General features: G+C 70.4%; 14 protein-coding genes and 1 pseudogene. 7 read left to right on the forward strand and 8 right to left on the reverse strand.

Going from position 1 to position 16,958, the window contains the following annotated elements:
- The gene (locus tag C5B97_RS01730) at window positions 1-204 is read left to right on the forward strand and encodes a YbdD/YjiX family protein (RefSeq protein ID WP_104310408.1); all 204 of its coding nucleotides are present in this window, start codon (window positions 1-3) and stop codon (window positions 202-204) included.
- Between the two features lie 7 nt (window positions 205-211).
- Here the strand turns inward: C5B97_RS01730 and C5B97_RS01735 are convergent, their stop codons facing one another.
- Window positions 212-589, reverse strand: a complete 378-nt coding sequence (locus tag C5B97_RS01735) for an SdpI family protein (protein WP_104310409.1) — start codon at window positions 587-589, stop codon at window positions 212-214.
- Between the two features lie 68 nt (window positions 590-657).
- Window positions 658-903 carry a DUF3073 domain-containing protein gene (locus tag C5B97_RS01740; RefSeq protein ID WP_104310410.1) on the reverse strand — a complete coding sequence of 82 codons (246 nt, stop codon included), beginning with the start codon at window positions 901-903 and terminating at the stop codon, window positions 658-660.
- A gap of 179 nt (window positions 904-1,082) precedes the next feature.
- Between C5B97_RS01740 and C5B97_RS01745 the strand changes: the two genes are divergently transcribed.
- Window positions 1,083-2,276, forward strand: a complete 1,194-nt coding sequence (locus C5B97_RS01745; RefSeq protein ID WP_104310411.1) for an NAD(P)/FAD-dependent oxidoreductase — start codon at window positions 1,083-1,085, stop codon at window positions 2,274-2,276.
- Window positions 2,277-2,311: 35 nt separating this feature from the next.
- On the opposite strand, the gene C5B97_RS01750 is transcribed toward C5B97_RS01745, so the two are convergent.
- The 6 genes and pseudogenes from C5B97_RS01750 to C5B97_RS01775 form a co-directional block, all read right to left on the reverse strand.
- Entirely contained in the window at window positions 2,312-3,793 is a 1,482-nt protein-coding gene (locus C5B97_RS01750; protein ID WP_104310412.1) for a permease, read from the reverse strand.
- Complete coding sequence (locus C5B97_RS01755) at window positions 3,790-4,563, reverse strand: ABC transporter ATP-binding protein (protein ID WP_104310413.1); 774 nt, start codon at window positions 4,561-4,563, stop codon at window positions 3,790-3,792. The genes C5B97_RS01750 and C5B97_RS01755 overlap by 4 nt, the downstream gene beginning before the upstream one ends.
- Window positions 4,564-4,697: 134 nt before the next feature.
- Window positions 4,698-5,162, reverse strand: a complete 465-nt coding sequence (locus C5B97_RS01760; RefSeq protein WP_104310414.1) for a CrcB family protein — start codon at window positions 5,160-5,162, stop codon at window positions 4,698-4,700.
- On the reverse strand, window positions 5,162-5,620 hold the full coding sequence (locus C5B97_RS01765; RefSeq protein WP_181026851.1) for a CrcB family protein: 459 nt from the start codon (window positions 5,618-5,620) through the stop codon (window positions 5,162-5,164). Before C5B97_RS01765 ends, C5B97_RS01760 begins: the two co-directional genes overlap by 1 nt.
- 963 nt (window positions 5,621-6,583) lie before the next feature.
- A pseudogene (locus C5B97_RS18120) lies at window positions 6,584-6,907 on the reverse strand (PadR family transcriptional regulator); the annotation flags it as partial.
- A complete protein-coding gene (locus C5B97_RS01775; RefSeq protein WP_104310417.1) occupies window positions 6,904-7,923 on the reverse strand; it encodes a hypothetical protein in 1,020 nt (339 codons plus the stop codon). The pseudogene C5B97_RS18120 and the gene C5B97_RS01775, both read right to left, overlap by 4 nt.
- Window positions 7,924-8,118: 195 nt before the next feature.
- On the opposite strand from C5B97_RS01775, the gene C5B97_RS01780 reads away from it, so the two are divergent.
- From C5B97_RS01780 to C5B97_RS01800, 5 genes are all read left to right on the forward strand, one after another.
- A complete protein-coding gene (locus C5B97_RS01780) occupies window positions 8,119-9,207 on the forward strand; it encodes a YdcF family protein (protein ID WP_181026852.1) in 1,089 nt (362 codons plus the stop codon).
- 105 nt (window positions 9,208-9,312) lie between these two features.
- Window positions 9,313-9,942: an RNA polymerase sigma factor gene (locus tag C5B97_RS01785; RefSeq protein WP_218854885.1), complete on the forward strand. Its 630-nt coding sequence runs from the start codon at window positions 9,313-9,315 to the stop codon at window positions 9,940-9,942.
- 361 nt (window positions 9,943-10,303) lie between these two features.
- Window positions 10,304-10,996, forward strand: a complete 693-nt coding sequence (locus C5B97_RS17685; protein WP_146080690.1) for a hypothetical protein — start codon at window positions 10,304-10,306, stop codon at window positions 10,994-10,996.
- A 118-nt stretch (window positions 10,997-11,114) separates the two neighbouring features.
- Complete coding sequence (locus C5B97_RS18125; protein ID WP_258067831.1) at window positions 11,115-14,570, forward strand: efflux RND transporter permease subunit; 3,456 nt, start codon at window positions 11,115-11,117, stop codon at window positions 14,568-14,570.
- 179 nt (window positions 14,571-14,749) lie between these two features.
- Window positions 14,750-16,909 carry a DEAD/DEAH box helicase gene (locus C5B97_RS01800; RefSeq protein WP_104310421.1) on the forward strand — a complete coding sequence of 720 codons (2,160 nt, stop codon included), beginning with the start codon at window positions 14,750-14,752 and terminating at the stop codon, window positions 16,907-16,909.
- Window positions 16,910-16,958 lie beyond the last annotated feature (49 nt).

Below are 16,958 nucleotides of genomic sequence, written 5' to 3' on the forward strand. Positions count from 1 at the left end.
ATGCGCCTGGCTGTGGACACAGTCGGGCGCGTCCTGCGGGCCATCCGCTGGTACGTGACGTCGATGATGGGCGACAACGCCTACGCGGTGTACGTCGCGCACCAGCGCCGCGCGCATCCGGGCGTCGAGCCGATGGGCGAGCGCGCGTTCTGGAGGGAGCGCACCGACGAGCAGGACAGGAACCCGCAGGGACGCTGCTGCTGAACCCCGCCTACAGGCCCGCGACGCCCTTCGCCGCCCGATGAGCGATCACCAGACTCGAGATGACGCCCGCCAGCGTCGCCACGACTGCGAGAGCGAGCGATACGAGGTACGGCGCGACTGTTCCGGCGGAGAGCACGGATACCACCGCGAACACGATGCCGGCCCCAGCTCCCGTATTCGCGGGTCGGAGCGCCGCTTCGTGCCCGGCGCGCCAGGCCTCGTCTGAGGAACGGGTCGCCGCCGTCCGCAAGCCCGCATACCCCCAGCGGTCGAGTCGACCATCCGCACCCCAGCGAACCGTGAGCATGCTCACGAGGTTGCCGACGATGAGGATGACCGCCACAGCGATGGCGGCGGGAAAGCTCGGCGGCTGGAGTTCGATCACTGGGGATTTCGAGTTCGGCTCAGAGGCAGACGGCAACTGCGCGGCTCGGGGGAGCCGTTCGCAGACGCCTACGCGCGCTTCTGCTCGTAGCCGCTCGCGTCGTCGTCTTCGTCGGCGTCATCATCGTCGAGGTACTCGGACCACTTCGAGAGGATGTCGTCGGCTGGTTCTTCAGTGACTGGCTGCGTCGCCGGATAGCTCGAGGAGCCACCGGACAGTTCACGTGCCAGCGCGTCATAGTTCGTCTCATGTACGGAGTACTTGAGCTCACGGGCGACCTTGGTGTGCTTCGCCTTTTGACGGCCACGCCCCATGCGTAACCCCCTTATAAATCGGGCCGGGCAGGAATGGCCACCCGGTCGCACGTCGTTAACGAAAATCTGACGCTCACATTACCACGGCGGCCGAGCTAATCTTCGGTGCGCCGACCCGGCCACGTCACCCCGCGTCTCTAGACTGACCCCTACCGGACGGAAGCTCGTCGACCGTCCGAGTGACCGCACAGGTGCGCCCCCAGCGCCTCGACAGGAAGCCGGACGTGCACAGCGTGAAGACCGACATCGACCTCGTCGTCATCGGCGCGGGCGTGCCAGGTGTGACCGTCGCCGCGACGCTCGCCGAGATGGGTCTGCGTCCGCTGCGGGATTTCGTGGTCTTCGATGCAGAGCCCCAGCCCGGCGGGTCGTGGGGGCGCGGCTGGGATTTCCAGACGGTCGGTCACACGCCGCTCCTCACGGGGCCTCCCGGGTTGTCCGAGCTGGGTATCCGGCTGAGCGACCAGGATCCGGAGGCCATCGTCCGCGACATCATGCCGCCGCTCATGCGCCGCTACGAGGATGCCTACGACCTGTTCGTGGCGCGGCCCGTGCGCGTGCTGAGGGTCGAGGCGATGCGTCGCTCCCCGCATCTGACGGTGCACATCCAGGTGCGTGATCGTCCGCCCCGGACCATCACGACGCGATACGTCATCAACGCCACGGGGGACTGGTCGTCGCCGTTCGTGCCCTGGTATCCGGGGGCATTGGAATTCGCGGGCGAGCAGCTGCCATCCGCCCACATCGAGTCGCTGGCCGGATTCGCGGGCAAGCGCGTCATGGTCGTCGGTGGCGGCCGTTCAGCTGTCACGATCCTGCGCGAGCTCGAGCCGATCGCGGCGGCGACCGCATGGTCGACCCGACGCGAGCCCGACTTCCATGAGCTCCCGCGCCTCACGCTGCCGTCCCGCACCGACTCGCGGCAGCGCGACATGGATGCGCGCCACGAGGCGGAGTTCGTGCGCTTCGTCGAGCGCGGGGAGCGCCTCCCGAGCGAGGTGAGCGTCCGCGGCATCCCCCTCTCGAGGGGGACGCTCGCCGCGATCCGCCGCGGGCTGCTCGTGTCTCGGGGGCCGCTCGCGAGCATCCAGCCGGACGGCGTCACACTCGCGAGCGGCGACCGCTTCGAGGCGGACGCGATCATCTGGGCGACGGGCAGCCGCCCCACGATGCGGCACCTCGCGCCCCTGCAGCTGCGCGAGCAGGGAGGGATGGCCCGGCTACGCGACGGATGGAGCCGCCGCGACAACCGTGTGGCGCTCCTCGGCTACGGCACGAACCGCCGCAACCCCGTCGCAGCCCGGCTCGACGCTGAACGCCTCGCCGAGGGCGTGTTCGACCGCCTCGGCGAGACCCCAGCCGACGTCAAGTAGGGCCTGCACGGCGCCCGGCGCCCCGCGCCCCAGAGCTAACCGCGGTGCGGTGAGGCGAGCACCGACGTGACGACGGGGCGAGTGCCGAGCAGGGCCAGCCAGACGGCGCCGAACCCGAGCGCGAAGCACAGCGCCATCGTGAGCATCGCGAGTGGCGCCACGAGCAGGGAGGCGCCGACGATCGGCAGCACCAGGGCGACCGCGGCGCCCGCCCCGCCGAGTGCGGCGAGCAGCAGGGGCGCCCAGACCTGCGCCCGTTGCGCCTTCTCGAAGACCGTGCGCGGCATGCCCGTGCGGTCCAGGGAGATGAGCAGTCTGCGCTCATCGAGGATCGCGGCGGCCTGCGAGACACCCACGGTGCACGCCAGCATGAGGAAGGCGACGAACAGCGTCAGGAAGACGCCAGTCCGGAGGTCGGTCATGAGCGTGAGGTCCTCCGCCGAGACCCCCTCGGTACCGCCCACCATGTCCAGCAACGCGAGTCCGCTGCCGCTGATGACGGCGACGAACGCGATCATCGCGATACCGGACACGCTTCGCCAGGCCACGCCGGGCGCCTCCGCGAGGCGGCGCCCGGCGATGAGGCGAGCCGGCGTCTTCGCGCGCTTCGCCATCTGCCGACCGATCAGCCCGACGAGCGGTCCGCCTGCGAGGTTGATGGCGAGCATCCCGATCGCGAACGGCACGAAAAGGGCGAGGACGATGCCGACGATGCCGAGCGCCGAGACGAATCCCTGGGCCAAGCTGACGAGGCCGAGCGCGACGAGCAGGGCGACGACGCCGCCAGCGAGTGCGAGCCACTTCACCCGCGGTGCCTTGTCGCGCTTGCGCACGCCGAGGGGTGTGACGCGCACGGCGGCGAGTCCGGCGAAGGAGCTCGCCGCGGCGAGCACGGCGATGCCCGCGGCGGTCGCGGCGAGGATCGGGAACCCGACCCACAGGGACGCGGCCCCGACGGCCCCGCCGTAGAAGTGCAGCAACCCGACGACGGGAAGCAGCGCCGCGTAGAGCGCCGTCCCGGCCAGGATGCCCACGACGGCGATGAGTGTCGCCTCGGCGACGGCGAGCATCGTCACGACGGTCGTGGACGCGCCGAGCAGTCTCAGCGTCGCGAGCCGGTCGTCGCGTCGCCTCGCGGAGAGGCGCGCGGCGGCGACGCCGAGCGTCAGCAGCGGCACGGCCAGCAGGGTCAGCGCGAAGACGGCGAAGAAGCCGTGCGACTGCATGCCGGCCGGTGGGTTGAAGAGCATGATGGTGCCGCCGACGACGATCAGCGTGAGGGCCGTCACGACGGCGAACGCCACGGCGGGGAGGGCGACCGCGGCGACGCCGACGGTGTCGGGCCGGGTGAGCATCCGCAGGAGCGTGAGCGCCGGGATGCGTCCGGTTCCGCGAGGCGCGGGGCCCGGGATGCGCGGGCCCTGAGCGACCGTCGAGCTGGCGGTCGGCGTGGCGCCCGCGGACGGGAGCGTGTCGCCGGTGGGCCCCGGGAAGCTCGCCCCTCGCGCGGCGCTCATGCGCGGGCCGCCGAGTCGTCGAGGACGCGGCCGTCGCGCATCCGCACGGTGCGGTCGCAGCGGGCCGCGACCTCGGGATCGTGCGTGACGACGACCAGGCTCCGACCGGCGCGGGAGGTCGCGGCCAGCAGCGCCGTCATGACGTCGGAGCTCGTTGCCGAATCGAGGGCACCCGTCGGTTCGTCGGCGAACACGATGCGGGCGCCCGTGACCTGGGCGCGGGCGATTGCGACGCGCTGCGCCTGGCCACCGGACAGCTCGCCGATGCGACGCGCCTCCATGCCGCGGAGGCCCATGGCCGCGAGCCACTCGCCGGCGGCGTGCTCGGCGCGCTTGCGCTCGACGCCGCACAGCATGGCCGCGAGGGCGACGTTCTCGAGCGCCGTGAGCTCCGGGAGGAGCATCCCCTCCTGGAACACGAAGCCGAACTCGGTGCGGCGCAGGTCGGTGCGCTTCGCCTCCGACATGTCCGTCATCTCACGGCTGCCACCCTCAGCGTGCAGCTGGATGCTGCCGGAGTCGGGGGTGATGATGCCCGCCAGGCTGTGCAGCAGCGTCGTCTTCCCGGAGCCGGAAGCGCCCATGATCGCGAGCGCCTCGCCCGCCCGGACTGCGAGGCTCACGCCGGCGAGCGCGACCGTGGCGCCGTAGGTCTTCGTGAGCGAGTGCGCCGCGAGGACGGTGCCGGGGTGATGGGCGCCGGCAGCGGTGGAGGTTTGAGCGCCAGGACGCGGCGCCGCTGGTGTCTGGAAGCCTGGGTGAGAAGTCATGGTTCCAAGGTGCCCGCACAGGTGGCCGCGCCTCGACCATCTGGGGGCTCATCCGTCCCCTCCTGGAGGAGGGCTTTCCGGGATGCGCGTCATCCGCGAGGATGACCCGCGGTGCCCTGCCACCGGTGGTGTCGCTACCAGGTGAGCAGGCCAAGTCCAAGGTTGGCGCCGAGCAGCTGACCGACCGTCACGCCGATCAGGGCCGCGAACACGCCCCAGAGCATCTGGGCGACCACGATGATCGCGGTCTTGCCGAGCTTCCTCGCGCTGAGCGCGTTCGCCGCGTCGAGCATCACTGAGCTCCAGGAGCTCATCCCACCGCAGAAGCCCGAGATGACGACCATCGAGGCGACGGTCGGGAGCGGCAGCAGTCCCGCCGCCAACCCGGCGATCAACGATGCGATCACGTTCACGATCATGAGGCGCCACTCTGGTGCCACGCGGCGGGGGAGCCGAGCGTCAGCCGCCGTGGCAGAACCGGCCACCGCGGCACCTGTGTGGTGGGCCGGGACCCGCGGCCACCCTTCGACGGCGACGTAGCGGACGCAGGCGCCGACACCGCCGGCGATGGCAACCGCGAGGATGAAGAGGACGTCCATCAGCGCGCTCCCGCTCCCGCCGGCGGCGGAGAGATGCGGCGCCCGAGAGCGCGGCCGAGGACGATCGCGAGGACCCCGCCGAGTGTGCCGAGCAGAAACGCGGCGATTGCCCACGCGGACGTGGAGAAGACGAGCGCCAGCGCAAGCGCGATGAGCGAGAACGTCGTGAAGCCTCCGCAGAAGCCAGGGCCGAGCGCCGCACGCCACCCGGCGCGCTGCGGAGCCCAGTGGGCACCCGCCACGATGCCGAGAGCCAGCGACCCCGCGAGGTTGGCAATAAGGGCAGCCAGGATGTCCGAGTCGAGGACGTGCATGCTTCCGGCTGACAGCTCGACGAGGTCCGCCGTGCCCTGCGGCATCGTCGCGGTTGAGACGACCGAGCCGAGCCACACCCGGGCGAGCGTGCCGAGGGCTCCGCCGAGGAACACGGCGAGGAGGAGGCGGGCTGGCGTTCGCACGCGGCAACCGTACTCCCGGGGCGAGGGTGGCGCCAGCCCGCTTCCGAGGGTCCCGCCCGCTGGCCAGCTTCGGTGACAGACGGCGGCGTCCGGCGCCGAAACGAGCCAGAAGCGCCGTTTAGTCACCGAAGTTGGACGGGGAAAGGGGCAATCCTCCGTGCGGTCGGGCGCGGGTCGCAACGGTCGCCGGGGTCGCCGCGGACACCGAAGGGCCGCCTCCCGTCATGGGAAGCGGCCCTCCGATACGGCGATTCAGGCGCCGGGCGCGTCCTTCTCGTCGCGAGCCCCGAGAGCGTGAGAGATGCGCTCGCGGACTCGTTCGAGCTCCTGGTCGAGGAACGTCACGATCCCGGGTGAGAGGTGCTGCGCGCTCTGCGCGGCGCGGAGCTCTTGCCGAAGCTCGTGCCGGAACTTGTTGAGCACGAGGTCCGCCTGGGACATGGCCTCGAGCTGCTCACGACCGGCGTCACGCCGCGGGTTGCTCGCGGAACTCGTGGTTCCGGTTTTCGGAGCCTCGCTCGTGCCGCTGTTGCTGTTGCTGCCGCTGTCGTCGTTCCAGACGTGCGAGCTGGTCGCCGATGCCCAGGTGTCGAACCTGCCGTGCGTGCGGTGGCCCGAGCTCGATGCACCCGGCGCACCCGGCGCACCCGGCGCACCCGGGGCCTCGGGCGTCGGCGGAGCCTGTGGCGGGTCCTGCGGGCGAGGCTCGCCGGGCGCCGTCGTGCCGTCGGCGAATCCAGGCGCTGAGGATCCCGGAGCTGTCTTGCCCGGGGTGGAGAACGGGGCGTCGCGGGGCTCGTTCCAGCCCTTTGCCGCGCCGGCGAAGAACCCGCGAGCTGACGCAGCTCCAGCTGCTCCAGCGCTTGCCGCCTTCTCGAAACCCGAACGTGCGTCCGGCCCGAGTTCCTGGGCGAGGCGCGCGAACTCGGCGCGGAGCTCTTCGCGCGCGCTGGCGAGGCCATGCCGGACGTCCGCGGCGAGGCGGCGGACGGAGGAGTCGACGTCCTGCTCGATGGCGGCGAGCTCATCGCGTCTCGAGTCGAGCTCGCGTCGCCCCGCTTCCGTGATGCGATAGACGCTCTTGCGGCCGTCGTTGTGCTTCGTCACGAGGCCTTCCTCTTCGAGCTTCGCGAGGCGCGGGTAGATGGTGCCGGCGCTCGGCGAGTAGGTGCCGTCGAAGCGCTCGGAGAGTGCCTGGATGAGCTCGTAGCCGTGGCGTGGCTGGTCCTCGAGGAGGCTCAGCAGGTAGAGGCGGAGGTGTCCGTGGGCGAAGACTGGCGGGGTCATGCGGTGCCTCCTGGCTTCGTGGCGTCTGATGCGGTGTCGGTGTCAGCGTCGGCGCTGGCGTCGACCTCGATGTTGCCGCCCGGTTCGGCATCGGCGCCCGCGGTGTCGGGTTTCGCGGTGCCTGCTGCGGGCGTGCTGGCGTGGTCATCCTCGGTCGCGGGCGCGATGCGGGCGTCGATGCGCTCATCGAAGTCGGCCGGTGTGTCGCCTGCCCGCGGGGTGCGCGCGGAGAGCATGACGGAGACGCGGCCGGTGACGGTGCTGATGCGCACGTCGGTGACCTCGCCCTCGACGGGCTCCGAGCGGTAGGTGGTTCCTCTGAGCGGTTCGAGGTGCAGGCCGTCGAGCTGCACGGAGGAGCCGACGGTCGAGACCTGGTAGCTGGGGTGCGTTCCGCTCGGGAGTCGCACGGTCGTTGCCCCGCTGACCGACCTGTTGGCGACGAGGGTGGGGGATCCGGATGTGACGTCGACGATCGTTGCTCCTGAGACTGTGCTGCCGTCGAAGCTCACGATGGGGCCCGTCGCGGTGACGTCGCCGGATGCCGTCTTCACCACGGCTTTGCCAGCGTGACCGCGGACGCTGATCTCGCCGCCGATGGAGTTGAGGTGCAGCTCGCCTTGGGTGGCGTCGAGGAACTGCTCGCCGCCGACGGTGTTGACGTCGATGCGTCCGTCGATGCCTGCGACCAGCACCTCTGAGCTCACGCCGAGGATGTCGACGTCGACACCTGCTGGGACGAGCACGCTCACGACGACGGTCGGCTGGTTCCAGATCGTCTTCGCGGAGGTCTGCACGTCGGTCCACGACAGCTGGGGGTGGTCGATGAGGAGCTGGTCTCCATCGATGGCGATCTTGAGGTCACGGCCGGTGATGGCGGACACCTCGATGCGGGTGCTCGGCTCGTCGTGCGCGAGCACGCTGATGGCGCCGCCTGCGAGTCTCGCGCGAACGCTGCGGACGGTCTGCACGTCGATGACGCGGGGCCCGTCTACGATCCACTGTTCAATGGCCATGGCTGCTCCTCGGGAGGGTGTTCTGGATGCGTTCCGGCGGTGAGTCCGGCAACCGACAGTCACGTTATATCGCGATTCTGAGTATTCGCGTTATATCGCGACATGCGGGCGGGCGGTCGCGGCCCCGAGCGCGTAGGCCATACTGAGCCCGTTCCGCCGTCGCTCGGCGGTGGGGAACGGAAGGCGACGCGCATCATGGAGATTCTGGGCATCACGGGCATCGCGCTGCTATCCACGCTCATCCTCTTCGGGCTGGCCGCGCTCGTGGCCGTCATCGCCGTGCGGCGGACGCGCGAGGAGCCGCGCAGGTTGAGCAACGGCGTCTGGCTCGTTGCCGCCGTCATCGCAGTGACCTCAGCGCTCTCCGGCCTGAGCAGCGGTTTCGCCGGGCTCGTCGGCGCGGTCACGGGGCTGCCGCTCATCCTCTCCCCGCTCCTGCTGCTCGTGCTCATCGTCACCCTGCTGCTGAACGGGGCGCGCATGCTCCGGCGCGAGGGGCGCTCGCTCGGCAACCTGCTCTCGCTGGTGCTCGCCGTCGTCCTCGCGGCCCTGGCCGCGCTCCCCTTCGCAGCAGTGCTGATCGACGACCGGATCTTCTTCGCGGTGGCCCTCTTCGTCGCCCTCGGCGCCGCCTATCTCGGGGCGGCTTTCGTGCTGTTCCTCGGCTACTCGTGGCTCTACGCTCGGCTGGTGCGCGGCGCGGCCGGCACGTGGGTGATCGTGCTCGGCTCCGGGCTGTCCGGCGGACGCCGGGTGCCGCCACTGCTCGCGTCTCGCATCCGGACGGGCCTGGATGCGGCGCACCGTGTCGGGGCTGCGGTCGTCGTCATGTCCGGCGGGCAGGGCAGCGACGAGGCGCTGGCCGAGGGTCGTGCCATGCGCGCGTGGGCGCTCGACCCAGCGAACGCGGGCGGTGACCTCGGGAGCCGGGAGGTCGCAGTCGGCGTGGCCAGCCCTCGCATCCTGAGCGAGGAGGAGTCGGTCAATACCGAGGAGAATCTGCGGTTCACGAAGGCAATCCTCGAGCGCGAGGGCGTCACGGGCCCCGGCATCATCGCCACCAGCAACTATCACGCCATGCGAGCGGCGATGCTGGCGCGCGAGCTTGGCATCGATGCGCAGGCCGTGCAGGCGCCCGTCGCCCGCTACTACTGGCCGAGTGCGATCCTGCGCGAGTTCGCCGCGATCCTCAGACGGTATCTGCTGCTCAACCTCACCGCTGGTCTGCTCTTCGCGCTGCCGCTGCCTGTTCTCAGCCTCGTGCTGGCGCTCGGGATGAGCTGAGCTGGGCGCACGGCGAGCCGGCTCGATGGACGCGGTGCGCAGCCGTGCGCGTCCCGACGCGAAAACTCTCGTGAACTCTTTCCCGTGGAACGTGCAATACCTGTTGTGAGCACTGACATCCAGATCATCGAACGCTCGCGGGTGCAACCCGCGGCCTTCGCGGAACTGTACGACCGGCACAGCCGGCTCGTGCACCGGTACGCCGCGCGAAGAACGAACGAGCAGATCGCCGACGACGTCATGTCGGAGACGTTCCTCGTCGCCTTCGAGCAGCGCGTCCGCTTCGACACGACGAGAGGCGAGGTGCGGGCCTGGCTGCTCGGCATCGCGACGACGCTGCTCAAGAAGCACCGCCGCGTCGAGGCGCGCGAATGGCGCAGCTTCACCGCCTCTGACGCCGCCGCGCTGGCCGAGCACCGCGACTTCACTCCGGATGCTGAAGCCCGCCTCGACGCGGGAGCGCGGATGCGGAGCCTTGGTTCCGCGGTCGCCTCGCTCTCAAAGGGCGACCGAGACGCACTGCTTCTCTACGCGCTGGGGGACCTCGACTACGAGGGCGTCGCGGCGGCGCTCGGCATCCCGATCGGGACCGTCCGCTCACGCCTCAACCGCGCGCGGAGGAAGCTCCAGCGCGCCACTGAACTGCAGGAGAGCCGGCGCGCGAACGCGCAGGCCGCACACGGATTGGAGACACGCGATGGACGAGATCGAACTGCTGCGCCGAGTGCGCGCTGACCAGGCCGGGCCAAGTCGAGCGGCGGTCGAGCGCGGACGGGATGCGCTTCTCGAGCGTGCGAGCGGGGCAGCGGGCGGTCGAGCACGGGGGCGTGCCTCCCGTCTGAGGCTCGGCGCGCGGTCATCGTGGGGTCTCGGAGCGTTCATCGCGACGGGGGCCGCGGTTGTTGCTCTCGTTGTGACGATCGGCCTGAGTTCCGGTGGCCGGCCCGTGGTGAGTCCAGCGGGGCAGACGCCCGCGGTAGACGCAGGCGAGGCGGTGAGAGCTTCCGAGTTCCTGGACGACGCGGCCCGCCAGGTGGAAGAGAGCGGCGACCCGGTCCTTGCGCCAGGCGAATTCCTGAAGGTTGAGAGTCGAACGTTGCACGGGCAGCAACTCGCCCCGGACGGGGCCGCAGATGGGCGACCGGATTGGTACTACTCGTCGATCCGCGAGTTCTACATTCCTGCTGACCGCAGCGCGGAGTGGGTGACAAGGCTCGTGGGCGTGAGTTACGAACACGCGGCAGACGCGGATGCTGCGCTCGTAGCTGCCGACATCGAGGCCTTTCAGGCGCGTGAGGCGGAAATGTACGAGGGGGCTGGTCTGGACCCCGCCTATGAGCGTGCTGCGGGAGGGCAATTTGTTTCGGCGCAGTTCAGTCCCCAAGAGGTTGCGCGCATCGAGTGGTCCCAGGAGCCGGCGGTTGCCCTGCAGCAGGTCTATGACCTGACGGGGGTCAACGTTGGTCGGGAGATGGGGGCGTTGAGCACGATCGGCGACTTGCTGCAGCCGGGGGTCGTGGATGCGGCGACGGGAGCTGTCCTGCTCGAGGCGGCGGCGCTCATCCCAGGTATCCGCCTGCTCGATGCTCCTGTCGACTTCTCAGGCAGACAGGGGGTGGCCATAGCCGTGGATGAGGGCACCGGCTATGAGCACCAGCTTGTCTTCGACTCGGAGACTGGCTTGCCCATGGGGAGCCGAGCCATCGGGATGCCCGTCGACGGGACTGGTGGGACCGTGCTCTGGGAGTCCAGCGGCTACAGCTCTGCCGTCGTGGGTTTCGCGCCCTGACATTCAGGCCCAGTTCCCGCTGAGCGCTTCCTGACCACGGATTCGGGAGGCGCTCAGCGGGGTTCCGGAGACTGTCGGAGGTGCGTGCAAGACTGACCGGGTGCACAAACTCGCTGAGATGAGCTTGAGAAACCGCGCGCTGATCGCCCTTGTGACGCTCTCCGTGCTCCTCTTCGGTGGCCTGTCGATGACCTCGCTCAAGCAGGAACTGATTCCGTCGGTCTCCCTGCCCATCGTCTCGGTCGTCACGAGCTACCCGGGCGCCTCGCCCGAGATCGTCGACGAGGACGTATCCCGCCTCGTCGAGACGTCCCTCCAGGGGCTCCAGGGGCTCTCCTCGACCCAGGTCACCTCCAGCGCGAACCTCTCGTCGGTGACGGTCGAATTCGAGTACGGCACCGACACGGTCTACGCAGAGCAGCGCATCCAGCAGGCCCTCAACCGCATCGAGAGCCAACTCCCCGAGGGCACCGAGACGACCGTGCTCAGCGGGTCGATCGATGACTTCCCTGTCATCCAGATCGCGGCCACCGGCGGCACAAATGCTGAAGAGCTGGCCGCGAGCCTCGAGAGCTCGACCGTGCCCGGTCTCACCGAACTCGACGGGGTGCGCGAAGCGGCGGTCAGCGGCGCACCGGTCTCTCGCATCGAGATCACCCCAGACCAGGCGGCGCTCGCGGGAGCTGGCGCCAGCATCCAGAGCATCCGCGACACGCTCGACGCCGCCGGCACGCTCATCCCCATCGGCCAGATCACCGAGGGCGACGACGCCCTCACCGTGCAGGCCGGGACGCTGCTGGACAACGTCGACGCCATCGCCGCCCTTCCGCTCAGCGGCGCGAACCCCGCCACGACCACCCTCGGCGACGTCGCCACGCTCGAGCTCGGACCGGAGCCCGCCAGCTCCATCTCCCGCGTCAACGGCGAAGACGCCCTCACGGTCTCCGTCACGAAGCTCGCGAACGCCAACACCGTCGAGGTCTCCCAGGCGGTTCGGGATGCGCTGCCCGCGCTCCAGGCGTCCATCGGCGGGGGCGCGACCCTGCAGATCGTGTTCGACCAGGCCCCGTTCATCCAGCAGTCCATCGACACGCTCGTCGTCGAAGGACTCCTGGGGCTCGTCTTCGCCGTCATCGTCATCTTCGTGTTCCTGCTGTCGTTCCGCGCGACACTCGTGACCGCGATCTCCATCCCGACCTCGCTGCTCGTCACCTTCATCGGCCTGCAAGCCGCCGAGTATTCCCTCAACATCCTCACGCTCGGGGCGCTCACCATCGCGATCGGTCGAGTCGTCGACGACTCGATCGTGGTCATCGAGAACATCAAGCGGCACATGGCGATGCACCCCGGCGCCAGCCTGCGGGGCAGCGAACGCGTGCGAGTGATCTCTGAAGCGGTCCGCGAGGTGGCCACCGCCGTCACCAGCGCGACGATCGCCACCGTCGCCGTCTACCTCCCCATCGCGTTCGTCGGCGACATCTCCGGAGAGCTCTTCCGCCCGTTCGCGCTCACGAGCGTCATCGCCCTGTTGGCGTCGCTGCTCGTCTCCCTCACCATCGTGCCCGTGCTCGCCTACTGGATGCTCGGCGGGCGGCACCTCAAGCGTCGCGCCCGCGTCGGCACGGCGGAGACCTGGTCGGGCAACGGCAACGGCGCCGAGACCGGTGACGCGTCGACGCCTTCGGAGCCGAGCAGAGAACGTGAGCACGTGCTTGCGAGCGAATCCGCACCCGCCACGGACGTCGTCGCCGTCCAAGGCTCGGAGACGAAGACGGAGACGGCGAGCAGCGACGGCCCCGTCGAGGCCGTTCGAGTGCGCCCGCGCCGCGAACGCGCGCAGCGTGACGCCGGGAGGTTCGCACCCCTCGGTCTGCGGAGTGACGACGAAGAGCTCCACCCGCGCCGAGCCCGCCGCCGCCAGGCAGAACAGGGAGCGGGTGTCGCAGGTCGTGCAGAGCACGGCCCCGACTCCGAGCTCGCGACCGCGCACGAGGAATCGAGCTGGCTGCAGCGCGGCTACGAGCCGGTGCTGGGATGGACCCTCCGCCGACCCTTCATCACCCTCGGCGCGGCCGTCCTCATCCTCATCCTCACGGGCGCCCTCGCTCCGCTCATGAAGACCAACTTCCTCGGCAACACCGGCAGCAACAGCTTCACGGTGACGCAGGCTCTCGAACCCAACCTCACGCTCGCCGCCTCCGGGGAAGCCGCCTCGCAGGTGGAGGACATCCTGCGAGCCAAGCAAGGTGTCGAGACCGTGCAGCTCACGATCGGCGGAGGCGGCGCGGCCTCGCTCTTCACCGGCGGCGGCGCCTCCCGCGCCAGCTTCTCCGTGACCACATCGACAGACGCCGACTCCGACGCGATCCAGGCCGAACTGCGCGAAGAACTCGACGCCCTCCCCGAAGAAGCTGGCGAGATCTCCGTCGGCGGCGGCGGAAGCGCCGGCTTCTCCAGCGCCATCAGCGTCGACCTCACGGCTCCAGACGCGGAGACGCTCCGCGAGGCGAGCGACCAGGTCGTCGCCACCCTCACCGGCGTCGAAGAACTCGGGGAAGTCACGAGCGACCTCGACGAGACCCGCCCCTTCGTGCAGATGGATATCGACCAGGCGACGGCCGCCCAGTACGGGCTCAGCCAGACCGCCATCGGCGGCATCGTCGCCCAGCAGCTCCAGCCCACCCCCGTCGGCTCCCTCACCGTCGACGGCGCCAGCGTGCAGGTCGTGCTGCTCGGGGCGGAACCGCCCGCCAACATCGATGCGCTTCGCGCCACGAGCATCCCAACCGCGCTCGGGCCCGTCCCGCTCACCACGCTCGCGACGGTCGAGATCGTCGACGGACCAGTCTCCATCTCGTCAGAGCGAGGCGTGCCCCTCGCCTCCGTCACCGTCGTCCCGACCGACGACAACCTGAGCTCCGCAAACGCACTCATCACCGAGCAGCTCGACTCGCTGACACTCCCAGAAGGCGCGACGGCTGTGCTCGGCGGCGTCAGCTCAGACCAGGCCGCCGCCTTCCAGCAGCTCGGGCTCGCACTGCTCGCCGCCATCCTCATCGTCTACATCGTCATGGTCGCGACGTTCAAGAGCCTCCTGCAGCCGCTGCTGCTCCTCGTCTCGGTACCCTTCGCCGCGACCGGAGCCATCCTGCTGCAGCTCGCGAGCGGGGTTCCCCTCGGCGTCGCCTCGCTCATCGGCGTGCTCATGCTCATCGGCGTGGTCGTCACGAACGCCATCGTGCTCATCGACCTCGTCAACCAGTTCAGGGAGCGAGGACTCGCCGTTCGCGACGCGATCCTCGCCGGCGGCGCCCGCCGAGTCCGTCCCATCGTCATGACCGCCCTCGCGACGATGCTCGCCCTCACGCCCATGGCGTTGGGCATCACCGGCCACGGCGGGTTCATCTCGCAGCCCCTCGCCCTCGTCGTCATCGGAGGACTCCTCTCCTCAACCGTCCTGACGCTCCTCGTGCTCCCCGCGCTCTACACGGTGGTCGAAGGCCCGCTTGAGCGGCGCCGCGCTCGACGTGACGCGCGCATCGAGGAAGAACTGGCCGCCAACGACGTCGACTGACCCGGTTGGGGGATCGGAGCGCGAGGACGTATCCGGACCCGCTCGGTCGCGGATTCCGGCGAGAGTTCGGGACGCCGCACGTTCCCGTCTGGTCAGAGCGAGCGACGTGAGCTAGCCTGGCAAGTTGGGCATGCGCCGAATTCTGTGTGAGCAGCGTGCCAGATCTGGAGAAGGCACACATGCCCAAGCGCAAAGCAAAGGGCGGGTTCAAGCCCGCGAGCAACTACATTCCCAAGGATTCTGCGGGCCGCGGCGAGCGACCCGCCCGCGCCGGCGGCGGTGCCGGCCCCGGTGGCAACCCACGCTGGGCGAGCGAGAACCGCCGAGACGGGGCGGCCGGAGACGACCGTCGCGGAGGCTACGCCGGACGCGACGACCGACGCGGGAGCTCCGCTGGACGCGACGACCGACGCGGCTCGGGTGCGGCGGGCAGCGGCGAGCGCGGCGCCTTCCGCGGAGACGACCGCCGGTCCGGCGGAACTCGCGCGGGCGGCGACGACCGCCGCGGCAGCTATGCCGGACGCGGCGACGACCGCCGAGGCGGTTCTGCGGGCGGCGACGACCGCCGCGGCAGCTATGCCGGACGCGGCGACGACCGCCGAGGCGGCTACGGCAGCAACACCCGGCCAGGTGACGACCGGCGGAGCGCCGGCCGAGGCTCGGACGACCGTCGTGGCGGCTACAGCGACCGCAGCGACGACCGTCGTGGCGGCTACGACGCGTCCGGCCGCAACGATTCCTTCGACCGCGGCGGCGACCGCGACCGCGGCGGCTCGCGCGGCTCCGACCAGAGCCGTCCCCGCGGCGACGACCGCTACAGCACCCGCCGAGGAGCACCCGCGCGCGGAGCAGCATCAGCGCGCGGCGGCGCTCGCGGGCGCGACGGGCAGTTCTCCGATCGCAACGAGCGCATCGACCGTCACCACCACGACGCCCTCCGCCAGTCGCATGGGCGTCAGCCGGCGGCCGGCTCGCGCGGCGACCGCAGCGCCAAGCACTTCGACCCCACGGCTCGCGGCGCGAACCAGCCGCAGCGCGGGGCGATCCAGGACTACCGCAGCCACAGCCAGTCCGTCGCGGGCCGCGCCCCCTCTCACGACGAGGACCGCGTGCTCGAGCGTCTCGCCCCGACCGCGGTCGGCGCGAAGAACGCCGACGGCCTGAGCTTCGGCGACCTCGGGCTCGGCGCCAACATCGTCGACGCGCTCGCCGAACTCGGCGCACCGAGCCCGTTCCCCATCCAGGCATCGACGATCCCGGATGCGATCCAGGGGCGTGACGTGCTCGGCCGTGGCCGGACCGGCAGCGGCAAGACGATCGCGTTCGGCGCAGCCCTCGTGCAGCGGCTCAGCGTCGCGCGCGGCCGCGATGCCGACGCCAGCAAGCGCAAGATCGGGCGCGCGCCCCGCGCCCTCATCGTCGCGCCGACACGCGAGCTCGCCCTGCAGATCGACCGGACCATCCAGCCGATCGCCCGCAGCGTCGGCCTCTTCACAACCCAGGTGTACGGGGGCGTGCCGCAGCAGCGTCAGGTCACGGCCCTCGGGCGCGGCGTCGACATCGTCATCGGAACCCCCGGCCGCATCGAGGACCTCGAGCGTCAGGGCTTCCTGCGGCTCGACCAGGTCGAGTTCACGGTGCTCGACGAAGCCGACCAGATGTGCGACCTCGGGTTCCTCGAGCCCGTGCAGCGCATCCTGCGCATGACCATGCCCGGCGGACAACGCCTGCTGTTCTCGGCGACGCTCGACGCGGCCGTGCAGCGACTTGTGACGGAGTTCCTCAAGAAGCCGTCCGTGCACGAGGTGGCGGGCGAGGAAGAGCAGCACACCGACATCGACCACAGCGTGCTCGTCGTCGAGCGCGACGACAAGCGCGCCGTCATCGAGCAGCTCGCCGGCTCCGGCGGCCGCGTGCTGATCTTCACGAAGACGCGTATCGCCGCCGAGGGGCTCGCCACCGAGCTGTCGATGGCCGGCGTGCCCGCGGCTGCGCTCCACGGCGACCTCACGCAGGGGCGACGCACGCACAACCTGCGCCTGCTCACGAGTGGCAAGGTCAACGTGCTCGTCGCGACTGACGTCGCCGCGCGCGGTATCCACGTCGATGACATCCGTCTCGTGATCCAGTCGGACATGCCGGAGGAGTACAAGTCGTACCTCCACCGCTCCGGCCGAACGGGTCGCGCGGGACAGCGCGGCACGGTGGTCACGGTCATCCCGAAGCAGCGTCGTCGCCGAATGTCCGAGCTGCTCGAGCGGGCCGAGATCGACGCGCCCATGATCCCGGCGCGCCCGGGCGGCGCCGAGCTCGACGCCTTCATGGCGTACGCAGACTAGGTGCCCCGCGCGAGCTGATCGACCGATGCCCCTCTGGACGAACACACCC

It is taken from the genome of Pseudoclavibacter sp. RFBB5 (assembly GCF_002931555.1).
Taxonomy (GTDB): Bacteria; Actinomycetota; Actinomycetes; order Actinomycetales; family Microbacteriaceae; genus Pseudoclavibacter.

What these genes read in the sequence shown, in the direction of transcription:
- C5B97_RS01730 (WP_104310408.1), top strand. Translation starts at nt 1, where the DNA reads ATGCGCCTGGCTGTGGACACAGTCGGGCGCGTCCTGCGGGCCATCCGC.
- C5B97_RS01740 (WP_104310410.1), bottom strand. Translation starts at nt 903, where the DNA reads ATGGGGCGTGGCCGTCAAAAGGCGAAGCACACCAAGGTCGCCCGTGAG.
- C5B97_RS01750 (WP_104310412.1), bottom strand. Translation starts at nt 3,793, where the DNA reads ATGAGCGCCGCGCGAGGGGCGAGCTTCCCGGGGCCCACCGGCGACACG.
- C5B97_RS01755 (WP_104310413.1), bottom strand. Translation starts at nt 4,563, where the DNA reads ATGACTTCTCACCCAGGCTTCCAGACACCAGCGGCGCCGCGTCCTGGC.
- C5B97_RS01760 (WP_104310414.1), bottom strand. Translation starts at nt 5,162, where the DNA reads ATGGACGTCCTCTTCATCCTCGCGGTTGCCATCGCCGGCGGTGTCGGC.
- C5B97_RS01775 (WP_104310417.1), bottom strand. Translation starts at nt 7,923, where the DNA reads ATGGCCATTGAACAGTGGATCGTAGACGGGCCCCGCGTCATCGACGTG.
- C5B97_RS01780 (WP_181026852.1), top strand. Translation starts at nt 8,119, where the DNA reads ATGGAGATTCTGGGCATCACGGGCATCGCGCTGCTATCCACGCTCATC.
- C5B97_RS18125 (WP_258067831.1), top strand. Translation starts at nt 11,115, where the DNA reads ATGAGCTTGAGAAACCGCGCGCTGATCGCCCTTGTGACGCTCTCCGTG.
- C5B97_RS01800 (WP_104310421.1), top strand. Translation starts at nt 14,750, where the DNA reads ATGCCCAAGCGCAAAGCAAAGGGCGGGTTCAAGCCCGCGAGCAACTAC.